The sequence below is a fragment of the Laceyella sacchari genome (assembly GCF_024927925.1).
In the GTDB taxonomy this organism is placed as follows: domain Bacteria; phylum Bacillota; class Bacilli; order Thermoactinomycetales; family Thermoactinomycetaceae; genus Laceyella; species Laceyella sacchari.
In genome coordinates, this window is record NZ_CP103866.1 from 1485146 (window position 1) to 1508000 (window position 22855).

A 22855-nucleotide genomic window follows, 5' to 3' on the forward strand; every position below is an offset into this window, starting at 1 on the left:
GGTGAGGTGGTTTCCGATGGTCAAGCACATGAGCCGGTTGGGCTGTGAAATCCTGCTAGTGGTGGGGATATTAATCGCTTTGAAAAACGGCTTCTTTCCCTGGATGATTTCCATGTGGTATCCCAATCCCTTGCTTTCGGAAAAAATGGGGGAATGGACGGCCATCATAATAGGAGTGGGCACGTGCCTGCTCTATATGGGATTGGGTTCCGCCGCCAAACATGCGCACGCCCTCACCCCGGCCCAGATGATCGGCACCTTCGGGCTGTTGCACGGGACATTCTTCCTGCCGTTTCCCCAGTGGCTCGAGCAGATCATTCGAGATTGGCAAGGCTTGTTGGATGATATGTTGGCGCTGTTTCTTCCCGGAAGGATTTTTACCTCCTTTGAATTGTTTGGCATGCTGCTAGGCATGTTCATCCTCGGGCGTTTATTTTATGTGAGGGAGGATGAACCCCGTCACCTCGGGCAGGCGCAGAGGGAAGAAAAAAAGTTGCCTTCTTCAACCACTTAAGTCTATCTCGCTCTCGTTTTGTCAAAAATAGGAATAATGACAGAAACGAGAGGATGGGAAGATGGTGAGGATTGCAGATTGGTTAACCTATGCCGATATTGAACAATTGAAACAATTGACCCGGTTTTATGGTTGTCAAACAAATAATCAGCATTCCAAAAATGATTTGATCTGCGCCTTGTTGCAACAATTCGGCAAGAAAAACCAGTTGCGTTCCCAAATCAGCACATTGTCGCAAGCTGAGCAACGGTTTTTGCAACTGCTCGTGTTTGACCAAAGCCCGGCGTACACATTTGAGGAGTTATTGGCCAAAGGGAGAGCGGCACTGGACGGAATGGATGGGGAGCCGCGGTCATTGGTTGTCGGTGCCTTAAAGCGGGGTTGGCTGTTTCCAGGGTATTCGCATCGGACGCAATACCTCTACCATTTGCCATCTGATCTGGGCAAACAGATGTGTGACATTTTTTTGGAACCTTATGTGCAACCCCATTTCCGGTTGATGTCGAAGCCGTCGTTTTATCGGGATGAGCAGGGGCAAATGATGGAGGATTTGCGACTGTTTCTCGATATTTTGGGCAAGGAGGACATTCGGCTGACAGTGGATGGGTCCATCTACAAACAACAGCAGAAGTATATTTTGCAAAAGATGGCCATTGAAGAAAAGCCGATTACTGAAAAGGGACCCAGGTTTGGCTTTGGCAGAAGATACCATCAGTATCCTGATCGTTTTTCCTTCTTGTACGATTATGCTTTTTATCAAGGTTATATTATAGAAGATCGAGAGGGTTATTTGCGTTTGAACGTAGAAAAAAGCGGGAAAACAAATCAACAAGAAGAAGTAGGCAAAGAAATGGTCAGGTTTTTCATCCGGTTGTACCGCAAACCCATTCCGCACCTTCCTATCATCCTTCGTTGGATCAGCTCTTTGTGCCATCCGGGGTGGATGATGACGGAAGTGGTTTACCAAGCGGTTGATCCATGGTTGGCTCCATACTATTATGAGACGAAAGAAAGCTTGTTTGACAAAGTGGTGCGCATGCTGGTGCATCTGGGTGTTTTGCGAGAAGGGGTGGACGGGGAAGTGCATTACCTGTCACTGACTCCGATGGGGGCCAAATGGTTGCGGGGGATCACTGCGTTTAGGGAAAAAGTCATCGAAGATCGATTTTTGAAATTAGGCTGACGAGCAGGAAAACAGGCGAAATCAGTCGAATTATATTGTTACCAGAAACTAACCGATGTTTCTGCGTAACATAACCCAGCAATAGACTAAATATTCAAATAATTTAGTAGGTGAGGGGTAAGAATGGAGAGCAGCGTTACTATTCAAGAGAAAAAAGAGTTTATTCGTTGGTTCTTGAATCGTTATGAGCTGCAAAAAAAAGAAGCTGCGTGGTTGCTTGAATTCTTGTCTTCCAATGAACGGTTGCTTTCAAGGGTGCATTTCGTTGATCATGTCCGCCATCTGCCGAAGACGATGATCATCTCGGCGAAGTGCAGTAAGATGATTCCCTTTCGATTCACTAAAAACAAACGCGTAGGTACAGATGTTGAGACGGCGTTTTATGATATCCGAACGAATCCGAACGAAGAAGTTTATATTGGGCTTCACTTTAAAGACCGAGCCGCATGTCCCGAATATGCCGCGATATTGGAGGGAAACCCCATGGAAAAACATGACTTGGTGCAAGACCATTTGCTCAGTCTGTTCGCGGAGATCATCCTAGACCAAGCGGTAAAAGAATTTCAACGCAAAGAGCTGTACAAGCGGATTGACCATGCGCTCCAAGCAAGAGACGAAGAAACATTTTTACGGCTCAGCGAACAATGGGTCAAGATACTGGAGTCCTGATATGTTTTGCTGTATAATGCTCAGCATGTAGCTGAGCATTTTTCTTTGGAAAGAAGGAACGGACATGATTTTAAAAGGAATCGACCGGGAACAATGGGGCAGCGTGGCGGCTTATGTGGACACGCTCTTGTTGCCTATATCCACAGTGCGGCTCACAGGCAAGATGTTGCAAGTGGATGAAAGTTTGTTTATCGACGAATTAGCAAACGATTTGGAGGAAAAACTAAGGGGCAGGCTTTTGTTGCTACCCGCCATTTCATACATTGGTCAAAATCCGGAGGTGTTTAAACCTTACATAAATGAAATAATAAAAGAGATGGCCAACTCTGGTTTCACCTATCTCATTCTGCTTGCGGACCGGGCTCACGCGGCCATCATGGAAGATTTGCAGGAAGCGTTTGCAGAAAAAACGGGATTAGTCATCATCAAACACACGGTTGAACAGGGCGAACAGGAGGGGCGCGAGGCGCATTTGGAACAGGCCAAAGACCAGCTTTACCAAAAAGTGCTGGAAGTGTGGCAAAATCATGCTTAAATTGTCATTAAAACGTCCCGATTTTGTCCGCTCAAAGTCACAGCGGTTCCTTGACTTTATCACCCACCTTTCGCTATCATGTATATGTCCTAGTAAAAGATAGTCAGTGTCCTAGCAAAACAAAGATTCCGGTCCGAGTGGACGGTTGAAGCCGTATAGAAGGAGGTCGGACAAGTCGTGAGTAAGAAAGTTTCCCGCCGCCAATTCTTAACGTATACGTTAGGTGGGACAGCCGGTTTCCTCGCTTCGGGACTGCTATTCCCGATGGTGCGTTTCGCTGTGGATCCTATGCTGAAAAAAGGAGAAGCAGGAAACTTTTTGGATGTGGGTCTCAAGGTAGATGAGATCACCGATACCCCCATCAGCGTGAAGTTCGTCATTCACCGCAAAGATGGTTGGTATGAACCACCAAAAGGGGAAACCATGACGGCATGGGTATTGAAGGAGGGCAACGAAATCCTGGCCCTTTCTCCAGTGTGCAAACACTTGGGTTGTACCGTAAGCTACAATACCAACCCACAATTCAAAAATGAATTTTTCTGTCCTTGCCACTTTGGACGATATACGAAGGACGGGACAAATGTTCCAGGTACTCCTCCAGCAAAACCGTTGGATCGGTATGAAACCAAGATCGAAAACGGCAAGTTGCTGATCGGACCACTAAAGAAAGCTTAATGGCTCTTGAAACGGAGGTGTAGCGGATGCTGCGCGCCATCTATGATTGGGTGGACGAGCGTCTGGATATTACGCCGATCTGGCGCGATGTCGCCGACCATGAAGTACCGGAACACGTTAACCCTGCCCACCATTTCTCAGCATTTATTTATTGCTTTGGTGGACTGACATTTTTTGTTGTCGTTATTCAAATACTGTCCGGTATGTTCTTGGCGATGTATTATGTTCCAGACATTGTAAACGCTCACGCAAGTGTAAACTACCTGCAGAACGAAATCGCCATGGGCGCAATCGTTCGGGGGATGCACCATTGGGGTGCGAGTGTCGCTATTGTGATGCTGTTCCTACATACCCTGCGTGTCTTTTTCACCGGTTCTTATAAACACCCGCGTGAATTTAACTGGGTTGTAGGTATGTTGATTTTTGCAGTTATGCTGGGTCTCGGATTTACAGGATACCTCTTGCCATGGGACAACAAAGCATACTTCGCTACCAAGGTAGGGGTCGAGATTGCCGCATCCGTACCAGTGATTGGGCCATACATCGCTATCTTCCTGCAAGGCGGAGACATCGTAGGTGCGCAAACACTTGCTCGTTTCTTCGCGTTACATGTGTTCTTCCTCCCAGCTGCGTTACTCGCATTGTTGGGTGTACACTTTATTCTCATTCGTCGTCAGGGCATTTCTGGACCGCTATAAGGTCTACGCGTGAGGAGGGATCCACTTGGCACATAATCAAGACGGAAACCATACACAAGTCCACTATGTGGGAGACTCGCGCGTTCGTGCAGACCGTCCAAAGATGTATCCCAAGGACTACTCAGAGTTTCCTGGTAGAACGGAAGCTTTCTTTCCCGACTTCCTTCTGAAAGAGTGGATGGTTGCAGCCGTCTTCCTCGTTGGTTTTATGACACTGGTCATGGCCCATGAACCTGAATTGGGAGAACTGGCGGATCCGACGAACACCGGTTTCTTGCCTGTACCTGACTGGTACTTCCTCTTCTTGTACCAGTTGTTGAAGTACAAATGGGCTGCTGGTAAATTCGTAGTGATTGGTACTGTTATCCTGCCAGGGATTGCGTTTATGGCTTTGATGCTCGCTCCATGGCTGGATGGTACGAAAGAACGTCGCCCGATCAAACGTCCGGTGCCAGTTGGCATCATGTTGGTTACGCTTGTTGCGATTTGCGCGTTGACATGGGCGGCGGAATATGAGCACGAATTGCAATTGGAATCAGCTATCGGTAAAACACCACAAAATACTAAAGTAATAGCCCAAGACGAACAAGGATATCAAATTTACGCGAAAAACGCATGCATCAAATGTCACGGTGACAATCTGGAAGGGAAAAACGGTCCTACGCTGATCGGTACAGGTAACCGTCACACCGCTGAGGAAATCACCAAGTACATTGATGAAGGTAAAGGAACAGCGATGCCTGCGGGCATGTTCCAAGGCAGTGAAGAAGAGAAGCGAATTCTTGTAGAATGGCTCATGAAGCAAAAACAACAATAATTTAGCACAAAGCCTGGTTACATCTATGTAACCAGGCTTTTGCATAATAAAAAGTGGGTGGATCCATGTCAGTGTCTGATGCTATGCACTATGTACTGTCCATGCTCAGAAAACGCACCGTCTTATGGATATTATTCATTGTTAATTTTTTGGGGTCCATTTATGGATTTTATTGGTACAAAGAGCAGTTGGCTTTGACAGAGCCCAAGGTGTTAACCCTGTTTGTCCCCGATAGCCCGACGGCGAGCACTTTTTTTACTTTTGTGTTGTTGTTGTACCTGTGCTCGCGCCGTAGTCCGCTGTTAGAGGCTTTTGCTTCGATCACCTTGTTTAAATACGGCATTTGGGCTGTGGTGATGATATTTTGGGGTGCTTACCTAGATGTGCGTCCGATGATGGATTCCCTATCGTGGCAACATTGGATGTTGGTGCTTTCCCATTTGGGGATGGCCGCGCAAGCTATTCTGTACGCTCCTTTTTACACGTATGGCCAGCGGGAGATTCTCATCGTCGCCGCGTGGACGCTGCTCAACGACGGATTGGACTATGGGTTGGATATTCATCCTTGGCTGGCAATGTCATTGGAACCGCTTGACCATGTGGTGGGTTGGTTCACGCTCTTGCTTAGCTTGACTACGTTGTTGTTGTTTTCGATTTTTGCGATGTTGCCGAGCAAATGGCGCTCGCAAGACTTACCCCTGCCGCGATCTTCATAAGCGTTTACCGAGAAACCGGGAATTTGCCCGGTTTTTCTTTTTTCCCGGGTTACAGACATATTCCGATACCTGAAGGGAATAGTCTTGTACCAAAGACTAGTGAACGGGAGGAGTGTGTCTTCAAGGTGCATTTGCGGTGGATGGGTAAGGGCCTGGCGATGATTCTGCTGTGGCTGATCGTCCATCCCGCCGTCGTGCAGGCGGAAGGGGTGGAGCAGGAAAGGGAAGAATGGACCCAGTTGGCGGGGAAAATCGAACGGGAAGTGGAATCAGCACAATGGCTGGAAGCACGTGAGGATTTAGGGGTGTTGGCAAGGCGTTTTTCCCAAGCAGATTGGCTGGCGGAAAACCTGTCGCTGGAAGCAGTACACAACTTGAGTGGAGTATTGATGGAATTGGAATGGGGCTTAAATCAAATTCGACCGAATCGGAAGGAACTTTCCCAGGCGGCTGAACGGATGCACCTGGCTTTTGATGCTCTGTCCCATCCCAATCAACCGTTGTGGCAACGTTTTTATCTGCCGATGAAAGAAGAGGTGGCCACAGCGAAGCAAGCCATTGGACGCAAAGACCGGCAACGCGCCCGCCAAGCAATCGAAGCGTTGCATCAGAAGGCGCAACTCGTCCGCCCCGCGCTGCTCGTGGCGAAGAGTCCTTTTGTTGTGCATAAAATGGACTCCTTGATCGCTTATATGCGTAAGGAAAAGCAGCTGGATCGTTTGGCCGTTGCGCTGGGGCAGTTTGAACAGTTGCTTTATCCGCTGTTTTATGGTACCGAGCGGGATGTGATGGCGACAGTCCATCGGTGGAAGGAAGGGGAAGCGATTTCGCTTACCTATTGGCTGGCGCTGATGATCGTCACCGTATTAGCTTATGTCGCTTGGCTCCGTTATCGGGCCGAATCCAATCCAGCACCAACGTAAACGGTTCTGCCAGCCAGGGGTCACTTTCCGTATGTGAATCCTTCACCCAACACATCTTTGGCGTCGTGCACTACGACAAATGCATAAGGGTCGTGTTGGGTCACCGTATCTTTTAACTTTGGCAGTTCATTTGGGCCGACAACCACATATAAGACTTCTTTTTCGTGGCCGGTGTATCCCCCTTTGCCGTTTAAGATGGTGACGCCGCGATTCATTTTTTGCGTGATGGTGCGGGCGAGTGCTTGCGGATGGTTGGTGATGATGGTGGCCGCTTTAGAAGCGTTCAAGCCCTCCACCACAAAGTCTACCACCTGTGCGCCGATAAAGACGGTAACCAAAGTATACATGGCCATATCCAAGCCGATCAAAAAAACGGAGCTGGCAATGACAGCAAAGTCAAACAAAAACATGGTTCGGCCGATGCTCCAGCCAAAATATTTTTGCACGATCCGCGCAATAATGTCTACACCACCGGTCGTGCCGCCGACTCGAAAGATGATACCGAGTCCAGCTCCTACCAAGACGCCTGTATACAATGCGCACAAGAGCAGGTCTTTGGGAGGTGCACCCCACAGTTTGACAATGGGTACGGTCAGCTCCAACATCAAGGATGAGGCGCCAATTCCGACCAACGTATAAAAGAATGTCCGCTTGCCAAGCACGCGGTACCCGATGAACAAAAGCGGAATATTTAACACCAGAATGACCATACCGGGCGACCATCCGAAGGCGTAGTACAGCAACAAGCTTATCCCGGTGAATCCCCCCTCGGCCAATTGGCTGGGAATGGCGAAATAATTGATCCCCACAGAAAAAATGAAAGCTCCCAAAAAAATCAAAAAGATGTTCCTAGCATGTTCAATCCCCGTAAATTTCATCTTAACCGCCTCTTTGTTTATCATTTAATCCCGCTATATTATACATGTCCTATTTTGTGACATCAATGAGGGAAACATGGAGAAAAGCGCTAATGTGTTATGATTTTAACGTGGCGGCGTATCTTCTTGAAGCGCAGTCAAGAAGCGCCGGACGAAAACATAGCTTTAGGCTGTATTTGGACAAGCTTTATTTTCCCTGAATGGGGGTTTTTTGATTAACTGCTTGTTTATTGGCTACGGCATGGTTACTATAAATAAATAAGTGGTATCGATAACCATCGGTTTGTAATGGCAAGGGTTGGTTTTGGGGTGGCGGCTGTGAGCGATTTATGGAATGATTAGAGAGATCAGGCAGGTCACCGCAGGGTCTTGACCATGAAGATGGCCCGCAACCGAACATCCGTTGGCTGTCCAAACGAAGTGAATGCGATATTGCCAGTGTGGTTGGAGGTATAAGAACATGGCGGAAAAAACATTGAAAGAGATGCAACAAGAAGTAGACGCGTATATCAGCCAGTTTAAAGAGGGCTATTTTCAGCCGTTGTCTATGCTGGCGCGGATGACGGAAGAAGTGGGGGAATTAGCCCGTGAAGTGAATCATCGCTATGGGGAAAAACCAAAAAAGCCCGGCGAAGAAGAAAACAGCCTCGAAAGTGAGCTGGGCGACATTATGTTTATCGTCACCTGTTTTGCCAATTCGCTCAATATCGACTTGGAGAAGGCCTTTGATGGGGTGATGGAAAAATATCGCACGCGTGATGCGAATCGTTGGACACGGATTGATCAGGAAGGAAAATAATGGAGACAACAGAGAAGAGGAGAAATGACACCATGGGTATTCGAGTCATCGTTGCCGGCGCCAGTGGGCGCATGGGGCAAGAGGTAATAAAAATGATGCGACAATACGATCATTTGGAGTTGGTTGCTGGCGTTTCGCGCACATACGCTGGACAAGACGTCGGTGAAGCATTGGGTTTCAATCCGATTGGGGCCCCGTTTTATGCGACGGCGCAAGAAGCACTGGAAAAGCATGAAGCAGATGTGTGGGTCGATTTCACCACTCCCCACGCAGTGAAAGAACATATGGTGTTGGCGATCAGCAAAGGTGTGCGGCCGGTGGTGGGCACAAGCGGATTGTCGGAAGCTGAAGTACAAGAGCTATCCGAGCTGTGTGCGGAAAAAGGTGTAGGGGCGATCATCGCGCCTAACTTTGCGCTGGGCGCCGTTTTGATGATGGTGTTTGCCCGGCAGGCGGCCAAATACTTGCCTCATGTCGAAATTGTGGAATACCACCATGATCAGAAATTAGATGCTCCTTCAGGCACGGCAATGAAGACGGCCGAGATGATCAGTGAGACGCGAACCGAGATCAAACAGGGGCACCCAGAAGAGAAAGAACTGCTGCACGGTGCGCGTGGAGGGTTGACTCAGGGCTTTCGCGTTCACAGCGTGCGTTTGCCAGGGTTGATCGCGCACCAAGAGGTGCTGTTTGGCGGCGAAGGGCAACTGTTGACCATCCGCCACGATTCTTTCAATCGCGAATCATTTATGCCAGGTGTGAAATTAGCGGTTGAAAAAGTGATGGATCAAGACCGGCTCGTGTACGGTTTGGAAAATGTGATTGATTTCGCTTAGAGGAGAGCGGGGATCCAATGAAAAACGCGTTTCCAAGGTATCCGTTGCTGAGCGGAGATACCCCGTTGATGCCGCTAGCCAATCTGGGGGCGGAACTGGGGGTAGCCAGCCTGTGGATCAAACGGGATGATATGACGGAATTGGCATTCGGCGGCAACAAACTGCGCAAGTTGGAGTATTTGCTGGGACAAGCATTGGATGAAGGATGTGATTTGGTGATTACGGGGGGAAGCCCCCAGTCGAATCACGCCCGCCTCACAGTGGCAGCCGCTAACAAAGCTGGCTTGGAAACTTGGTTGTGCTTTGCGGGTAACCGCTTAGGCGATGTGCAGGGGAATTTGTTGTTGGATCAATTGCTCGGCGCGAAATTGTTTGCGACTGGGGCGTACGGTTCAGATGGCTTGCTTGCGGTGATGCGGGAAAAAGCGTTTGCGGCAGAGCGTTTGGGCAGAAAGCCGTTTATCATTCCCGTGGGAGGCTCTACCGGAAGAGGAGACTACGGCTATGTCACCGCATGGTACGAGCTGGAGCGGCAACGGCAACAGCAGAAATTGCCACCGTTTGATGAAATCTATGTGGCGGTGGGGACGGGCGGAACGTTGGCCGGGCTTGCTGTCGGGCGAAACCTGACCCAAACCCCCACCCGTTTCCGCGGGATCAGTGTCTGGCAAGAGCGAGAGCAGACGGAGCAAGAGGTGAACCGTTTCATGCGCCAGCTGTGTAAAGAGATCAACCATCCGGCAGCTTCTGGATTGGCGCCGGCCGACGCGCTGTTCGATCAATACATTGGTCGCAAATACGGCTCGCCCTCACCGGCGGGGAATGAAGCGATTCGGAAGTTGGCCCGCGCGGAAGGGATTTTGGTCGATCCGATATACACAGGAAAGGCGTTGGCGGGAATGCTCGACCAATTGGCGAAAACAGCCGATAAATCAAAACGGGTATTATTTTGGCATACAGGTGGCACGCCCGCCTTGTTTACGCATGCATCATCCTTGGCGCGTATGTGACGTCATCATTGAAAAGGGGGAGCCCAATGAATATCGCTTTAATTGCGCATGATGCAAAAAAAGAGCAAATGGTGCAATTCGCTATCGCTTATGAAGAGTTGCTTAAGCCCCACTGCCTCTTTGCTACCGGAACAACCGGCAAGCGCATTGCGGAGGCGACGTCACTTCAGGTGCATCGCTTTTTATCTGGGCCGCTGGGTGGGGATCAACAAATCGGAGCGTTGGTAGCAGAAAACCGCATGGATCTGATCGTCTTTTTCCGCGATCCGCTGGCCGCGCAACCGCATGAGCCGGACATATTGGCTTTGTTGAGATTGGCCGATGTCCAAAATATTCCAGTAGCTACGAATCTAGCGACGGCGGAAATCATGATTCGGGCCGTCAAAGAAGGCGAGCTGTCGTGGCGCGAGCTGGTCAATCCAACCCGGTAATGGGAGAGGAGAGGGAACATAGATGAATACCGTAGATATTTTGGCGTTTGGTGCACATCCCGATGATGTAGAAATCGGAGCGGGTGGCATTTTGGCCAAACATGTGAAACAGGGCTACCGCGTCGCCATTTGCAATCTGACCGAAGCGGAGCTGTCTTCAAACGGGACCGTGGAACGGCGACGCATGGAAGCGAAGCGGGCTGCCGCCATCTTAGGGGTCGGGCAAGTGATCGATTTGGCTTTTCCCGACCGCGGCTTGGGCGGAAGAGAGCAGATCGACAAGATGACACAAGTGATTCGCCAGTATAAGCCCAAGGTGGTTTTGGCCCCATATTTTGAAGATCGGCATCCAGATCATGTGGCATGTAGCCGCATGGTGAAAGAGGCTGTTTTTGACGCGGGGATTCGCAAAAAAAAGACACCTGGGGACGAAGAAGCCCATCGTGTTCATCAATTGTATTATTATTTCATCAATGATGTCCATCCAGCTGATGTGATTGTGGATATCAGTGATGTTTACGAACAGAAAATGGAATCGATTTTGGCTTATCAAAGCCAATTTAACCCGAAAGAGGGAGAAGTGGGCACCCCGCTAAACAGCCCAACGTATTTAGCAATGGTGCGCGGCCGTGACCAGTTATGGGGCCACCAGATCGGTTCGCTCTATGGGGAAGCGTTAAAAAGCCCGACGCCATTGAAAAAAACATCATTGATTGAGGCATAAAGCGAGAAGAGCGGGAGGATGCCAAATGCGCATTGGGATTACATGTTATCCTTCACATGGAGGATCGGGGGTTGTGGCCACCGAATTGGGGAAATTGTTGGCTGAAAGAGGCCATGACATCCATTTCATCACTTATGACATGCCGTTCCGTTTGGGGCGGTTTCATCAAAATATCCGTTATCACGGAGTGGAGGCGCACCGCTACGCAGTCTTCAAATATCCGCCGTATGATTTGTCCCTTGCCAGCCGAATGGCGCAAGTGGCCAAAGAGTACCAGTTGGATCTTTTGCATGTTCACTATGCGGTGCCGCACGCGATTGCTGCTGTGCTGGCGAAACAGATGGTGGGCGACCATCTCAAAGTGGTGACGACTTTGCACGGGACAGACATCACGGTGTTGGGAGAAGATCCCTCATTGCGCGATGTGATTCGTTTCGGAATTCAGAACAGCGATGCTGTGACGGCGGTGTCAGACGATCTGGTTAGACAGACAGAAGAGTTGTTTTGTGTGAACAAGGAAATCGAACGGATCTATAATTTCGTTGACACCCGTGTGTATTACCCTCGCGATGTGGAACCGTTGCGGGATCGTTGCTGTGAAAAAACGGAAAAACTGTTATTACATATATCCAATTTCCGGGCAGTGAAACGCCCGTTGGACGTGATTTCAATCTTCCATCGGGTGGCAAGCGAAATTCCTGCACGGTTGTTCCTTGTAGGGGAAGGGCCGGAAATGCCCAAAGTGATCCAGCGGGTGCAGGAGCTAGGCCTAGATGATAAAGTGGTTTTCCTAGGCAAACAGGATGAAGTGGCCCAATTGATTTCATTGGCCGATTTGCTGCTGTTGCCGTCCGAAAAAGAGAGCTTTGGCTTGGTTGCGCTGGAAGCAATGGCTTGTGGTGTGCCTACGATCGCCTCCAACGCCGGGGGTATCCCTGAAGTGGTGACACATGGGCAAAACGGCTTTCTGGCGCCAGTCGGCGCGATTGAAGAGATGGCTCAATACGCGTTGATGTTGCTCAGAGACGATGCGTTGCACCAAAATTTTTCGCAAGCGGGTTTGGACCGTGTTAAACAGGAGTTTTGTGGCTTGAAAATTGCGGATCAATATGAACAGTTATATGCGAAGGTGTTGTCCCGCTAATTCGTCAGAGAGGTTTTGGACGGAGGAAATGAGATGGATGAGCGCAAACAAGCGGCGTTGTGGGTGATGGAGAAGCTAGAGCAAGCGGGGTTTGCCGCGTACCTTGTGGGTGGTTGCGTCAGAGATGAGCTGATGGGACGTCAGCCGCAAGATTATGATGTAGCGACAGAGGCGCGGCCGGAGCAGGTGCAAGCGATATTCCCGCGAACGGCGCCTACCGGCTTGCAACATGGCACCGTTACGGTCGTGCATAACGACTTGCCGATCGAAGTGACGACGTTTCGCATCGAAGGGGAGTATGAGGATCGGCGGCGTCCAAGCCAAGTCGCTTTTGTATCTTCTTTGAAGCTCGATCTGGCTCGGCGCGATTTCACGGTTAATGCCATGGCCCAAGATCGGCACGGAGAATTGATTGATTATTTTTCGGGAATGTCTGATTTGGAAGCGAAAGTGATACGAGCCGTTGGAGATCCCATGGAGCGGTTTCAAGAAGATGCGCTCAGAATGTTGCGGGCCGCGCGGTTTGTGGCGCAGTTCGGGTTTTCTCTCGATGCAGAAGCAAGACAGGCGATGGTCCAGCTGAAACGGGAATGCCGGTTTTTATCTGTCGAACGGGTGGTGTCTGAGCTGGAAAAAATGTGGAAGGCAATGGCTCCATCCGCTGGGTTGGAGATTCTGGCTGACACTGGACTTTTTGCCCATCTCCCCCCGTTTTGCCAGTGGGCAGACGGGCGCCAGCTTGCCATAGAAAGGCTGGAAAGGTTTGACTGGGTGCGGGACAGGATTGTCCGCTGGAGTTACCTGCTGTCACTGTGCAAAACAGACATGGCCGGTCTGGCGGCGAGATTGAATCAGCTGAAGTTGGCCACTCGGGACAAAGAAGCGATCAGCGCTTGCATGCAGTTGGGATTGACTTGGCAGCGGCAAACGGATGAGGAATGGAAACGCCGTTTATATCGCTTTGGCCTTGATGCGCTTCAGCGAGCGGGGCAATTGGCTTGCTTGCTGGAGTTAAGGCGGCCGGAAGATCCAGATGAGATGAAGTTGGCAGCGTGGTGGCGGGCGATGCCAGTCAAACACACGCGGGAATTGGCCGTTTCCGGGACGGATCTGATTCGCCAGACAGGCCGCCAAGCAGGGCCGTGGGTGGGTCGCACGTTGGCTTACCTTGCAGAACAAGCGGCGTTGCAACGGATTCCAAATGAAAGAGAAGCATTGTTGAAGGAAGGGTGTCAATTTGGGGCAAAGTATACGCAATGAATTGATCCGCGTCTTGATTGCAAACGACGCCGTTTTTATGTCGGGTGAGGAAATCAGCCGAAAAGTGGGCGTTAGCCGGGCGGCGATTTGGAAACACATTGAAGAATTGAGACAAGAAGGCTATGAGATTGAAGCACGTCCGCGCCACGGTTACCGATTGGTACATCGGCCGGATCGGATGGCTCCTGAAGAAATATATCCGCATTTGCAGACGGACGTGTTTGGACGTGAGATAAAGTATCTGGCGCAAACGGAATCCACGCAAATCGTGGCGCACCAATGGGCGAGGGAAGGCGCTCCGGAAGGGGCAGTGGTTATCGCCGAAGAGCAGTTGCAGGGGCGCGGCAGATTGGGGCGCGCTTGGCACTCTCCTCCAGGCACAGGGATTTGGATGAGCATGATCCTGCGCCCGCCCATTCCATTGAGCCATGCACCACACTTGACATTGCTTGCTTCAGTTGCCGTGCAGGCGGCGCTGGCTGAGTCGACGGGATTGCCTGTGAAGATTAAGTGGCCTAACGATTTGCTCATCCACGGTAAGAAAGTGTGCGGTATATTAACGGAATTGCGCGGTGAACAAGATCAAATCCATTATGTGATCATGGGGATGGGGATCAATGTCAACGTGAAAACCGACGACTGGCCCGATTGGCTCAAGCATGTGGGGACCTCTTTGATGCATGAGTGTGACCGTCCAGTACATCGCGCATCTTTGGCAGCGGGGATATTGTACGAGTTGGAACGCAGGTACCAAATGTATTTGCGTCAAGGATTCGGCCCGATTCGAAAAGCATGGCAAGAAAGAGCAGGAATGCTGGGGAAACAGATCACTGCCCGTACCACGCAGGGAACGTTGACCGGCATCGCCCAAGAATTGAATGAACAAGGGGCGTTGCTGTTGCGGACACAACAAGGCGTGGTACCCGTCTATTCGGCTGAGATCGAGTGGCGGGTGAATGAGTGAACGAGAAAAAGGGAGGAAAAAAGACGCTAGTTGGTAAAAGTGAATGTTGCCGGCTGGCGTTTTTTTATGCCTTTTGCCATAGAGTTTGCCCATTTCTTCCGGCCGCACAAGCAAACGCGAGCGTTATGGCGTAAATTGTGGTATATTTCAATTTTTCGGGTATGTGAGATGCTGGGTGAAAGGAGGACACCCGTTGAGTCAAAGCGGAAAAACCAAATTCCGGATCACGAAAGAAGCGGTTCGCCATGCGTACGAAAGAGCTCGCAAGACCAAATCGGTCGGAATCGACGGGCAAACGATTCGGCAATTTGAAGCCGATTTGGAAGGAAATTTGACCCGATTATGGAAACGGCTTGCGTCAGGTGATTATGTCCCCACCCCCTTACGGAGAATCTCTATTCATAAGCCTGGAGGCGGTTGGAGAATATTAGGCATTCCTACTGTGACCGATCAAATCGCCCAATATGTGGTGATCAATCATCTGGAGCCGAGAGTGTCGACCATCTTCCATGACAATCTGTTTAACAGAAACGGAAAAAGCGCCGCAGATGCGGTGGAAGCGGCCAGCAAACGGTGCCTGCAACATGATTGGGTATTGTGCCTGGACATCAAAGATTTTTTCTATTCGATAGATCACGCCAAGCTGTTGCCAATGATTCAAAAATACACAGATCAAAAGTGGGTGTCGCTCTATATCGAACGGTGGTTGAAAAATCCGCAAAAAAACAACCGGGGTGTTTTATTCAAAAGTGCGGGAGTCTCCCCGGGAGCGGTTATTAGCCATCTGTTGGCCGACCTGTACCTCTATCATGCGTTTGACGAATGGATGCAGACCAACTATCCACATATTCCTTTCGGGCGTTTTGTTGATGACATTCTTTGTCATTGCAAAAGTGAAAACGAGGCCAAGCGGCTATTGGCAAGCATAAACCGGCGACTATCACGCTATCGTTTGCAACCCAATCCGACCAAAACAAAAATCGTCTACTGCAAAGATGATCGGCGCAAAGGAGATTATCCCCATGTTTCCTTCGACTATTTGAAGCGTCATTTCAAAGCGCGAAAAATGTCTACCAAAGACGGAAAAGAACGGTGGATTTTTTGTGCGCGACGATTGACAAGTCGGGTGTTTACTGGAGCAACCATAACTCACAGCAACAGCTTGGTTCCTAAGAGTAATAAGCATGCCAGTTCTGTCTGGATCAATCCTGAAGTCAAGGCGCACAATCCCTAGTAGCTTAATGCAAGATAACGCTTTTAATTCAAGGGCTACTATTTACGTAAAAGAATAAGATGCTTATATTGATCAGCGAGGTAGTTTTGTCATGCTCCACTGCATTCATTTTCGGTAATGTGAGGCTCAGTCACTGAAACTCAACCGCTTTAAATGTGTGACGAGGTTGGGTTTATTTGTCTGTGCCTTTTTCATTCACCGATTGGGGTGCTTTTTATGTCCAAATCTAAAAAATAATGCAAGCGAGCCTTAGGGAACCCGAACGAGGAACACAAATGGATACAAGGTATATTTACAATCGGAAAGATGACATTTGATCTCACCATCCTGTTTGGAAAAAAACAGAGATAGCACAATCAGCCGGCAAAAGCCGACCTCCTTGGAAAGGGGTCGGCTTTGTGTATTGAGATGGGCCGAAACGCTGTTTAAAAAAAGAATAGACTTATAATAATCTATTGTTATGGTGTGCCCCTTAGCAGGGCCCGGCGGAATGCCCAACCTACATAGCGATGCTGTTTACCCAAGATAGAGAAGCCCGTTTTCATAAGGGGCTTTTTCGGCATGTTCGTGTAAGGATTGGGGTTGGAGTATATGCTTATGAAAGGGAGATGGTTGCGTGATTTAAGTCCGAGAGGGCGATAATGCGGGGCCGACCGATATGATGCAAAGGGGAAATGCCAATGCTGTATGATGAAGATCAACTAACGTTTGAAGTGGAATTGAAGCGGTACGCACATTTGGAAGTGTTGCTGGGTGTGTTGGAACGGGACAAAAAGCAAATGGGTCACCTAAAGATGGGGGAGATATACCAATACCAGCTGGAGCAGATCATGGATCAATGTTTGCGTGATATGGCGGAGATTCGGAATTATTTCCGGCAATCTCAGGGAGAAATCATCCAAACGGTGCAATTGGCTGGTGAGCGGTTGGTAGAGTATAAATACAAGGGATATCGTTATCAGGTGAAGTATTTGAATGAGTTCATGCGGGTTGAGTGCGGGGAGATGTTGAAGGGCTATATGAAGTTAAAGCGAGAGGAGACCATGTGACGGTGCGTGCCGGCGCATGGCGTTTTTTATGATTGGCGATGATCTTCGTTAAAATTGGTATATTCAGATTGAGGATAAAGCGCAAAGACAACATGAGAAGGAGATAAAACAAATGAAAAATAAGAAGCGCGGAGTGATATTGGGATTGGCATGGGGAGATGTACTGGGATGCCTTGTCGAGGGATGGCGCAGTGGGAGATCGAAGAAGTTTATGGTCAATATAGCGAGTTACCAACAGCGTACCCCGTCGACAAGATCGCTGAAAAAAAACGGCGCCGCTTGCGTCCACACGGCTTGCACTCAGATGATACACAACAAGCGATGGCCTTGGTGCAGTTTTGTCTGGCTGCAGGAGGCTGGAACCGGGACGCTTGGAAAAGCATACTTGTTCAAGGAATGAAACAGGGTGCATGGCGAGGAGTTGGCCGATTTTTTACGGAGGCGTTGCATCGCATGCGCAAAGGGGAGAGGGGGGAACATGCGGGTAGCCCATCAGCCGGAATGGGAGCCGCTATGCGTATTGGACCGTTGGGTGCTTTGTATTGCCAGCCTGAACAGGCTGATCTCTTATGGCAAGTCGCGCTCGAATCCAGCCTGGCTACGCACCGCGATGCGAGGGCTGCGGGGTTTGCCGCTTTACCGGAGCTTGCCCGGCAAGGGGAAGAGCGATTGCAGGAGATGTCCAAACAAGGTTGGCGAATCGATGAGGTGAACTCATCAGCCATTCGTGAAGCAATGGTTCAGGCTTGCACATGGATCGACATGCCGGTGGAAGCGATGCGACGCCGTTTGTCCGATTGGGCCCGCCCCCAGTTGAAAGAAGGGTTTACAAGAGCTCATCCCAACCAAGGTTTTGTCTTGCTCGGAGGGTTACACGCCCTGCTCATGTCTTGTCGCGACGATCTTGAACCGACCGAGGTGCTACTGTCGATCATTCGGGAGGGATTTGATACTGACACGGTGGCGGCGATAGCGGGCGCCGTCTTGGGAGCACGGGTTGGGGATGCGTGGATCCCGAAGGAGAAATTTTATGATCAGATGCGGATCGAAGCCTATGCCGACGCCTTGGTCACTCAGGTTCGACCGGAAACGCCGGCCTCGTTTTTAAAGCAGGAAGCGGAATTGACCGATTTCGAAAAGACATTTTCGTGCCGGAAATAAGGATCAGTAAGGCAAAAGGCATTGCCAAACAAGGCCGTATTCTTATTCGCGCTTCATCGGGGGCTTCGCTGGTTTAAGAGGTTTTTTACCTGGTTGACGATTCCAGACAAAGACCGCGACCGGTAGCGGGTCGCGATAAATTCATGGTTAATCTATTTCGACGAAATCCACTTTTTCTATGTATACCGCATCCGCATGTAAGATGTCCCGTTTTACGATAAACCTGACCATCTCTTCAGGTAAAGAAACGACTTCGCCGCGTTGGTATTTCAGATAGAGCAGGGCCCATTCTTCATGCGGATGAAACCATTCTTTCACTTTCATTTCACATAACTGACAGGTGGTTGTTGGTTGATTTTCCTTGCTCGGAGTTTGCTTTACGAATACCTCCGCAAACACAAAATCGGCAGCTTCATTGAAGCGGGTGAGATAGTAACTCCGATTTTGTTTTAATTCGGCAGTAATGGATTGCTCAATAAAATAGTGGCGTGCTCTTTCCGCATCGGACGCCATGCAGTACAACCCTTCTTGTCCAAGCAAAGATTGGGAATGGCTAAAAACCCTGTACAATTGCTTTTCAACCAACTCCATCGTGCAGACACCCTCCTCGATATGAAGTACCGCCTCTGATTGGCATCTCTTTAGATGTTTTTTTCTTTGGCGCCATCAAGAAAAAAGCCCCCCAACCAAATCGAATCGAAGGGCTTGATTGATGAGACTCATCACTTTGCCGTGTAAGGAGTAGCCGCAGGATTTTAATTATTTTTATTTTGGAAAAATGAATCATCTTGCTTGTTGCTGCGGCCACTTTTTGTTTCGCGGCGAAGAATTAAGCTTGAGGCGGTTCGCCAGAGTGCAATTTGCGAATCATAAATGGTCACCTCCTCTCGGTCATTTTTGTTTTTCAACAAATTGAAGCGAATTCCTCCTTAAATCGCAGAAAAATGATAAATTTTTTAAAATATGATGCCGAATGGGTAACCTGCTTTTTGTGTAATTGTCTTTCAATCCTTTTATTCTAATGAAAATAATAGATTTTTCAGGGATGAATGGTGGGAAATGCGCTGGTTTTACGCAAAGTGGCTGCGGAATTTTTGTGCAACAATTTGTAACAAATTACGAAAATGAGCGGTTTGAGTACGACAGATTGCGGTGATGCTACTATGCGTGCCACGTGCTGCATATGGTAAAATGGTTGTGGTGATATTGAAGGGGCCTTCTTGGTGTAAATTAGCAGAAATTTGCGAATCGAATTGCCTTGGCGGAGGGGATTTTGGCATGGGAGTGGCCTTAGGGGGAATGGTGTTGGGGGTAGGTTGCATCCGCCTGCTTATTTTTGTACGTCGTTACCGGTTTTGCTTGTCTAAGCACACCGGTATGATGGTAGCCATGGCTGGCGCGACGATGGCGGGACTGCTATCGGGAACCATTTTGGGAATCTTATTCGGGGGCAACCTATTTTTGCCGACGGAATGGGCCATACTGTTCAGCTTGTTGCTGGGGTATTGGTTGGGCAAGCCCAGTGGTTTGTTAGCCGCAGTGGATGGGATTGTGGCTGGGATTATGGGCGGGATGATGGGGGCCATGTTGGGTGTGATGGTGCTGAGAGAAGCGCCAGATCTGACAATCGTGTTAATGGCCGTTTTGTTTTTATGTGTCACGCAATTGCTTGTTCAGCTAATCAGGGAGGAGGCTGAAGTGTTACCGGGTTTGGGAGTAGGGGATTGGGTGATGTGGGGTGGAACCCTGCTCATGGTGGCTGCACTAGGGTGGCAACAAGTCGGTTTGTTTATATTGGCTGACGCGCCGTCACATCACTCCCACCATCCTAAAGCGGTGCAAGCTGAGCAGCTTACTGGGATGCAGGTGGCACAAGCCCTTGTTGATGAGTCCGGATGGTCAGGCATGATCCAAGCGAAAGCGGGCATTCCGTTGCGATTGCAGGTGGTGTCAAAGTCAGAGGCGGATTGTGGACAAGGGCTCCAAATCGACGAATTCCAGATTTCAACCCCGTTGGCAGACGGCAAGGCTACCGTCCAATTTACCCCGATCCACCCGGGGACGTACCCCATGCGTTGCGGAGGCAAGGTTGGTTGGCTGTTGGTGGAATGAAGATGAAATTTGGTAATGGTTGTGGTGATCTTGGTTTGCTGTAGAAGGACATCCTTCATTGAAATGAATCGTAAAGAAATTTATTGCATTGTGTTTTGATTTTGGTTAACCTATAGCTGGGGAAAAGGCGGCATCCACAAAAATTGGAGCTGCACTGTGTAACCTGTGTGATTTGAACAAACTAAGCAAAGAAGCCATTTTCTGCTTCGAGCCTTTGGGACGGAGACAGAGCAAGCGGTCAAGGATGCATGGCGCCCTTTTAGTCCCTTTGTGTGGCTGATAGCGGCGCTTTCTATTTTCTCTGACCCAAGGGCCCTATGAAAAAGGAGGGTTCCTTGTGAGCACAGCTAAAAAACGTGTGACAACCCGAACATTAATCAAGATGAAACAAGCAAATGAACCGATTGCCATGATCACAGCTTATGATTATCCAGCGGCGAAGATGGCTGAGGCGGCTGGAGCGGACATGATTTTGGTTGGCGATTCGCTGGGCATGGTTGTGTTGGGCTATGATTCCACCATCCCGGTAACGCTGGAAGACATGTTGCACCATACGAAAGCGGTTTCTCGCGGTGTCAACAGGGCGATGGTGATTGCCGATTTGCCATTTATGGTAGCCCACCTGTCGCGTGATGAAGTGTTGAAAGCTGCAGCGCGTCTCATGCAAGAGGGCGGAGCCTACGGAGTGAAGCTGGAAGGTGGTCGGGAGATTATAGAGAATGTCCGTGCTTTGACCCAAGCCGGCATCCCTGTGGTGGGGCACCTTGGTTTGACTCCGCAGTCAGTTAATCAATTGGGCGGTTACGTCATCCAAGGCAAAGAGTTGGCGGCAGCTGAGCGGTTGATCGAAGAAGCGCAACTTCTGGAACAAGCCGGCATTTGCGCATTGGTGCTGGAGTGCGTCCCCGAAGAGTTGGCGCGCCTGATCAGTGAGAAGTTGCGGGTGCCGACGATTGGCATTGGCGCTGGACGTCATTGCGATGGGCAAGTGTTGGTATTTCATGATGTGCTTGCGCTCGGCAGTGAGTGGCATCCCTCATTTGTCAAAGTGTATCGCCAAGCGGGCCGCATAATGACTGAGGGGATTGCAGAGTATGTACAAGAAGTGAAAAATCGCCAGTTCCCGCAAGAGGAGCATGTGACGCACTTGGCTGGCGAAACAGCGGAGCAATTGTATGGAGCGAAAGAAGGAGCAACCGCATGAAAACGATAGAAACCATTCATGAATTGAGAACGGCGTTGAAATCGCATCGTCAAGGGATCATTGGCTTTGTGCCGACGATGGGTTATCTTCATCAGGGGCATCTGAGCTTGGTCGAACGGGCCAAACAAGAATGTGACACCGTGGTGATGTCCATTTTCGTAAATCCATTGCAATTCGGTCCCGGTGAGGACTTGGATCGCTACCCGCGTGATTTAAAGCGGGATCAAGCGCTTGCCGAGGCGGCCGGTGTGGACTTTTTGTTTCACCCTTCTGTCAGTGAGATGTATCCCACAGAACCATTGACCCAGGTGCATGTGGAGAAAGTGACGGAACGCTTGTGCGGCGCTTCCCGGCCAGGTCATTTTGCGGGCGTGGCCACGGTTGTGACCAAGTTGTTTCATATCGTGGCCCCGGATCGTGCCTATTTTGGCATGAAAGACGCCCAACAAGTGGCGGTGATTGAGCAGATGGTGCATGATCTGCATTTCCCAGTGACGATTGTCCCATGTTCGACGGTGCGTGAACCAGATGGGCTGGCGCTCAGTTCCCGCAATGTTTATTTGTCTCCTGAGGAAAGGAAGCAGGCGCTTGTCATTAACCGGACTTTGCGGGAAGTAGAGCAGAAATGGACGCAAGAGCAATTCACTAGCGCCGACGAGTTGGCTCAGTTTGTGCGAGATCGGATTCAGACTGCGCCGTTGGCCGATATCGACTATGCGGAAGTGTTAACCTATCCGCGGCTGGAAAAGCCCGGCGCCGCATGGAAGGAGCAACGTTTGATCGTCGCTGTTGCTGTGCGCTTCGGGAAAACGCGTCTAATCGATAACGTACTGCTTGATGGGAGAGGGGAAAAGTCATGTTCCGAACAATGATGAAGGCCAAAATCCACCGCGCGACGGTAACGGAAGCCAATTTGAACTATGTGGGTAGCATCACCATTGATCAAGACATTTTGGACAAAGTGGACATCTTGCCGAATGAAAAAGTGCAAATCGTCAACAACAACAATGGTGCCCGGCTTGAAACGTATGTGATTCCCGGTGAACGGGGGAGCAAAGTCATTTGCTTGAACGGAGCCGCTGCTCGTTTGGTGCAACCGGGTGACCGCGTTATTATCATGTCCTATGCGCTGATGGAAGAGCAGGCGGCCCGGTCGCATAAACCGGTTGTCGCCGTACTGGATGAAGAAAATAATATTGTAGAAATGCTGGGAGAAGAAGTACACGGCACCGTGCTGGTGTGACACGCTTTTTGCCCTTCCATGTGCATATGGGGGGGCGTTGTTGTTGTACATGGCTTTCCACTCATTTGGGCATACT

Annotated in this window: 27 protein-coding genes; 24 read left to right on the top strand and 3 right to left on the bottom strand. The window is 49.7% G+C overall.

From position 1 onward, the window contains the following. Positions 1-16: 16 nt before the first annotated feature. The 9 genes from NYR52_RS07500 (at position 17) to NYR52_RS07540 (ending at position 6730) form a co-directional block, all read left to right on the top strand. The gene (locus NYR52_RS07500; RefSeq protein WP_132220219.1) at positions 17-514 is read left to right on the top strand and encodes a hypothetical protein; all 498 of its coding nucleotides are present in this window, start codon (positions 17-19) and stop codon (positions 512-514) included. A 61-nt stretch (positions 515-575) separates the two neighbouring features. Further along, the gene (locus tag NYR52_RS07505) at positions 576-1697 is read left to right on the top strand and encodes a hypothetical protein (RefSeq protein ID WP_132220220.1); all 1122 of its coding nucleotides are present in this window, start codon (positions 576-578) and stop codon (positions 1695-1697) included. A gap of 123 nt (positions 1698-1820) precedes the next feature. Further along, the gene (locus NYR52_RS07510; protein ID WP_022738489.1) at positions 1821-2366 is read left to right on the top strand and encodes a ReoY family proteolytic degradation factor; all 546 of its coding nucleotides are present in this window, start codon (positions 1821-1823) and stop codon (positions 2364-2366) included. Between the two features lie 64 nt (positions 2367-2430). Next, entirely contained in the window at positions 2431-2901 is a 471-nt protein-coding gene (locus NYR52_RS07515) for a DUF2487 family protein (RefSeq protein ID WP_259436613.1), read from the top strand. A gap of 177 nt (positions 2902-3078) precedes the next feature. Next, on the top strand, positions 3079-3576 hold the full coding sequence (locus tag NYR52_RS07520; RefSeq protein WP_022738492.1) for a Rieske (2Fe-2S) protein: 498 nt from the start codon (positions 3079-3081) through the stop codon (positions 3574-3576). Positions 3577-3602: 26 nt separating this feature from the next. Continuing rightward, positions 3603-4274 (top strand): menaquinol-cytochrome c reductase cytochrome b subunit, encoded by a 672-nt coding sequence (gene qcrB / locus NYR52_RS07525; RefSeq protein WP_022738493.1) that lies wholly within the window; start codon positions 3603-3605, stop codon positions 4272-4274. A gap of 25 nt (positions 4275-4299) precedes the next feature. Next, the gene (locus NYR52_RS07530; RefSeq protein WP_022738495.1) at positions 4300-5091 is read left to right on the top strand and encodes a menaquinol-cytochrome c reductase cytochrome b/c subunit; all 792 of its coding nucleotides are present in this window, start codon (positions 4300-4302) and stop codon (positions 5089-5091) included. 65 nt (positions 5092-5156) lie between these two features. After that, positions 5157-5807, top strand: a complete 651-nt coding sequence (locus NYR52_RS07535) for a DUF1405 domain-containing protein (RefSeq protein ID WP_246026846.1) — start codon at positions 5157-5159, stop codon at positions 5805-5807. A gap of 125 nt (positions 5808-5932) precedes the next feature. Beyond that, a complete protein-coding gene (locus NYR52_RS07540) occupies positions 5933-6730 on the top strand; it encodes a sporulation protein YpjB (protein ID WP_259436614.1) in 798 nt (265 codons plus the stop codon). A 20-nt stretch (positions 6731-6750) separates the two neighbouring features. On the opposite strand, the gene NYR52_RS07545 is transcribed toward NYR52_RS07540, so the two are convergent. After that, positions 6751-7608 (bottom strand): YitT family protein, encoded by an 858-nt coding sequence (locus tag NYR52_RS07545; protein ID WP_054096528.1) that lies wholly within the window; start codon positions 7606-7608, stop codon positions 6751-6753. A gap of 460 nt (positions 7609-8068) precedes the next feature. Here NYR52_RS07545 and NYR52_RS07550 point away from each other — a divergent pair, with 460 nt between their 5' ends. The 11 genes from NYR52_RS07550 to NYR52_RS07600 all read left to right on the top strand — a co-directional run bounded on the left by NYR52_RS07550 (position 8069) and on the right by NYR52_RS07600 (position 18220). Next, on the top strand, positions 8069-8407 hold the full coding sequence (locus NYR52_RS07550) for a nucleotide pyrophosphohydrolase (protein WP_054096529.1): 339 nt from the start codon (positions 8069-8071) through the stop codon (positions 8405-8407). A 32-nt stretch (positions 8408-8439) separates the two neighbouring features. Beyond that, positions 8440-9243: a 4-hydroxy-tetrahydrodipicolinate reductase gene (gene dapB / locus NYR52_RS07555; protein ID WP_259436615.1), complete on the top strand. Its 804-nt coding sequence runs from the start codon at positions 8440-8442 to the stop codon at positions 9241-9243. Positions 9244-9260: 17 nt separating this feature from the next. Continuing rightward, positions 9261-10253, top strand: coding sequence for a 1-aminocyclopropane-1-carboxylate deaminase/D-cysteine desulfhydrase (locus tag NYR52_RS07560; RefSeq protein WP_054096531.1), 993 nt, complete (start codon positions 9261-9263; stop codon positions 10251-10253). A 26-nt stretch (positions 10254-10279) separates the two neighbouring features. Then, positions 10280-10684, top strand: coding sequence for a methylglyoxal synthase (locus NYR52_RS07565; RefSeq protein WP_259436616.1), 405 nt, complete (start codon positions 10280-10282; stop codon positions 10682-10684). 22 nt (positions 10685-10706) lie between these two features. After that, positions 10707-11408: a bacillithiol biosynthesis deacetylase BshB1 gene (bshB1, locus tag NYR52_RS07570; RefSeq protein WP_259436617.1), complete on the top strand. Its 702-nt coding sequence runs from the start codon at positions 10707-10709 to the stop codon at positions 11406-11408. A gap of 25 nt (positions 11409-11433) precedes the next feature. Then, on the top strand, positions 11434-12552 hold the full coding sequence (gene bshA, locus NYR52_RS07575; RefSeq protein ID WP_054096534.1) for an N-acetyl-alpha-D-glucosaminyl L-malate synthase BshA: 1119 nt from the start codon (positions 11434-11436) through the stop codon (positions 12550-12552). Positions 12553-12585: 33 nt separating this feature from the next. Further along, entirely contained in the window at positions 12586-13812 is a 1227-nt protein-coding gene (locus tag NYR52_RS07580) for a CCA tRNA nucleotidyltransferase (protein WP_132220226.1), read from the top strand. A gap of 37 nt (positions 13813-13849) precedes the next feature. Continuing rightward, positions 13850-14776 (top strand): biotin--[acetyl-CoA-carboxylase] ligase, encoded by a 927-nt coding sequence (locus NYR52_RS07585; RefSeq protein ID WP_054096581.1) that lies wholly within the window; start codon positions 13850-13852, stop codon positions 14774-14776. A gap of 193 nt (positions 14777-14969) precedes the next feature. After that, entirely contained in the window at positions 14970-16010 is a 1041-nt protein-coding gene (locus tag NYR52_RS07590) for a reverse transcriptase domain-containing protein (RefSeq protein WP_158283235.1), read from the top strand. Positions 16011-16690: 680 nt separating this feature from the next. Beyond that, positions 16691-17059 carry a YhjD family protein gene (locus NYR52_RS07595; protein WP_132220229.1) on the top strand — a complete coding sequence of 123 codons (369 nt, stop codon included), beginning with the start codon at positions 16691-16693 and terminating at the stop codon, positions 17057-17059. Positions 17060-17209: 150 nt separating this feature from the next. Continuing rightward, positions 17210-18220: an ADP-ribosylglycohydrolase family protein gene (locus NYR52_RS07600; RefSeq protein ID WP_259436618.1), complete on the top strand. Its 1011-nt coding sequence runs from the start codon at positions 17210-17212 to the stop codon at positions 18218-18220. 147 nt (positions 18221-18367) lie between these two features. Here NYR52_RS07600 and NYR52_RS07605 read toward each other — a convergent pair whose 3' ends face one another. Both NYR52_RS07605 and NYR52_RS07610 read right to left on the bottom strand, forming a co-directional pair. Beyond that, complete coding sequence (locus NYR52_RS07605; RefSeq protein ID WP_022738517.1) at positions 18368-18811, bottom strand: hypothetical protein; 444 nt, start codon at positions 18809-18811, stop codon at positions 18368-18370. 164 nt (positions 18812-18975) lie between these two features. Continuing rightward, positions 18976-19131, bottom strand: coding sequence for a hypothetical protein (locus NYR52_RS07610; protein ID WP_259436619.1), 156 nt, complete (start codon positions 19129-19131; stop codon positions 18976-18978). Positions 19132-19498: 367 nt separating this feature from the next. On the opposite strand from NYR52_RS07610, the gene NYR52_RS07615 reads away from it, so the two are divergent. From NYR52_RS07615 to panD, 4 genes are all read left to right on the top strand, one after another. Continuing rightward, complete coding sequence (locus NYR52_RS07615) at positions 19499-20332, top strand: hypothetical protein (protein ID WP_259436620.1); 834 nt, start codon at positions 19499-19501, stop codon at positions 20330-20332. A gap of 337 nt (positions 20333-20669) precedes the next feature. After that, positions 20670-21536, top strand: coding sequence for a 3-methyl-2-oxobutanoate hydroxymethyltransferase (gene panB, locus NYR52_RS07620; RefSeq protein ID WP_259436621.1), 867 nt, complete (start codon positions 20670-20672; stop codon positions 21534-21536). Continuing rightward, positions 21533-22408: a pantoate--beta-alanine ligase gene (panC, locus tag NYR52_RS07625; protein WP_259436622.1), complete on the top strand. Its 876-nt coding sequence runs from the start codon at positions 21533-21535 to the stop codon at positions 22406-22408. The genes panB and panC overlap by 4 nt, the downstream gene beginning before the upstream one ends. After that, positions 22393-22779, top strand: a complete 387-nt coding sequence (panD, locus tag NYR52_RS07630; protein WP_022738146.1) for an aspartate 1-decarboxylase — start codon at positions 22393-22395, stop codon at positions 22777-22779. The genes panC and panD overlap by 16 nt, the downstream gene beginning before the upstream one ends. Positions 22780-22855 lie beyond the last annotated feature (76 nt).

What these genes read in the sequence shown, in the direction of transcription:
- NYR52_RS07500 (WP_132220219.1), top strand. Translation starts at nt 17, where the DNA reads ATGGTCAAGCACATGAGCCGGTTGGGCTGTGAAATCCTGCTAGTGGTG.
- NYR52_RS07505 (WP_132220220.1), top strand. Translation starts at nt 576, where the DNA reads ATGGTGAGGATTGCAGATTGGTTAACCTATGCCGATATTGAACAATTG.
- NYR52_RS07510 (WP_022738489.1), top strand. Translation starts at nt 1,821, where the DNA reads ATGGAGAGCAGCGTTACTATTCAAGAGAAAAAAGAGTTTATTCGTTGG.
- NYR52_RS07515 (WP_259436613.1), top strand. Translation starts at nt 2,431, where the DNA reads ATGATTTTAAAAGGAATCGACCGGGAACAATGGGGCAGCGTGGCGGCT.
- qcrB (WP_022738493.1), top strand. Translation starts at nt 3,603, where the DNA reads ATGCTGCGCGCCATCTATGATTGGGTGGACGAGCGTCTGGATATTACG.
- NYR52_RS07535 (WP_246026846.1), top strand. Translation starts at nt 5,157, where the DNA reads ATGTCAGTGTCTGATGCTATGCACTATGTACTGTCCATGCTCAGAAAA.
- NYR52_RS07545 (WP_054096528.1), bottom strand. Translation starts at nt 7,608, where the DNA reads ATGAAATTTACGGGGATTGAACATGCTAGGAACATCTTTTTGATTTTT.
- NYR52_RS07550 (WP_054096529.1), top strand. Translation starts at nt 8,069, where the DNA reads ATGGCGGAAAAAACATTGAAAGAGATGCAACAAGAAGTAGACGCGTAT.
- dapB (WP_259436615.1), top strand. Translation starts at nt 8,440, where the DNA reads ATGGGTATTCGAGTCATCGTTGCCGGCGCCAGTGGGCGCATGGGGCAA.
- NYR52_RS07560 (WP_054096531.1), top strand. Translation starts at nt 9,261, where the DNA reads ATGAAAAACGCGTTTCCAAGGTATCCGTTGCTGAGCGGAGATACCCCG.
- NYR52_RS07565 (WP_259436616.1), top strand. Translation starts at nt 10,280, where the DNA reads ATGAATATCGCTTTAATTGCGCATGATGCAAAAAAAGAGCAAATGGTG.
- bshB1 (WP_259436617.1), top strand. Translation starts at nt 10,707, where the DNA reads ATGAATACCGTAGATATTTTGGCGTTTGGTGCACATCCCGATGATGTA.
- bshA (WP_054096534.1), top strand. Translation starts at nt 11,434, where the DNA reads ATGCGCATTGGGATTACATGTTATCCTTCACATGGAGGATCGGGGGTT.
- NYR52_RS07580 (WP_132220226.1), top strand. Translation starts at nt 12,586, where the DNA reads ATGGATGAGCGCAAACAAGCGGCGTTGTGGGTGATGGAGAAGCTAGAG.
- NYR52_RS07585 (WP_054096581.1), top strand. Translation starts at nt 13,850, where the DNA reads ATGTCGGGTGAGGAAATCAGCCGAAAAGTGGGCGTTAGCCGGGCGGCG.
- NYR52_RS07595 (WP_132220229.1), top strand. Translation starts at nt 16,691, where the DNA reads ATGCTGTATGATGAAGATCAACTAACGTTTGAAGTGGAATTGAAGCGG.
- NYR52_RS07600 (WP_259436618.1), top strand. Translation starts at nt 17,210, where the DNA reads ATGGGGAGATGTACTGGGATGCCTTGTCGAGGGATGGCGCAGTGGGAG.
- NYR52_RS07605 (WP_022738517.1), bottom strand. Translation starts at nt 18,811, where the DNA reads ATGGAGTTGGTTGAAAAGCAATTGTACAGGGTTTTTAGCCATTCCCAA.
- NYR52_RS07615 (WP_259436620.1), top strand. Translation starts at nt 19,499, where the DNA reads ATGGGAGTGGCCTTAGGGGGAATGGTGTTGGGGGTAGGTTGCATCCGC.
- panC (WP_259436622.1), top strand. Translation starts at nt 21,533, where the DNA reads ATGAAAACGATAGAAACCATTCATGAATTGAGAACGGCGTTGAAATCG.
- panD (WP_022738146.1), top strand. Translation starts at nt 22,393, where the DNA reads ATGTTCCGAACAATGATGAAGGCCAAAATCCACCGCGCGACGGTAACG.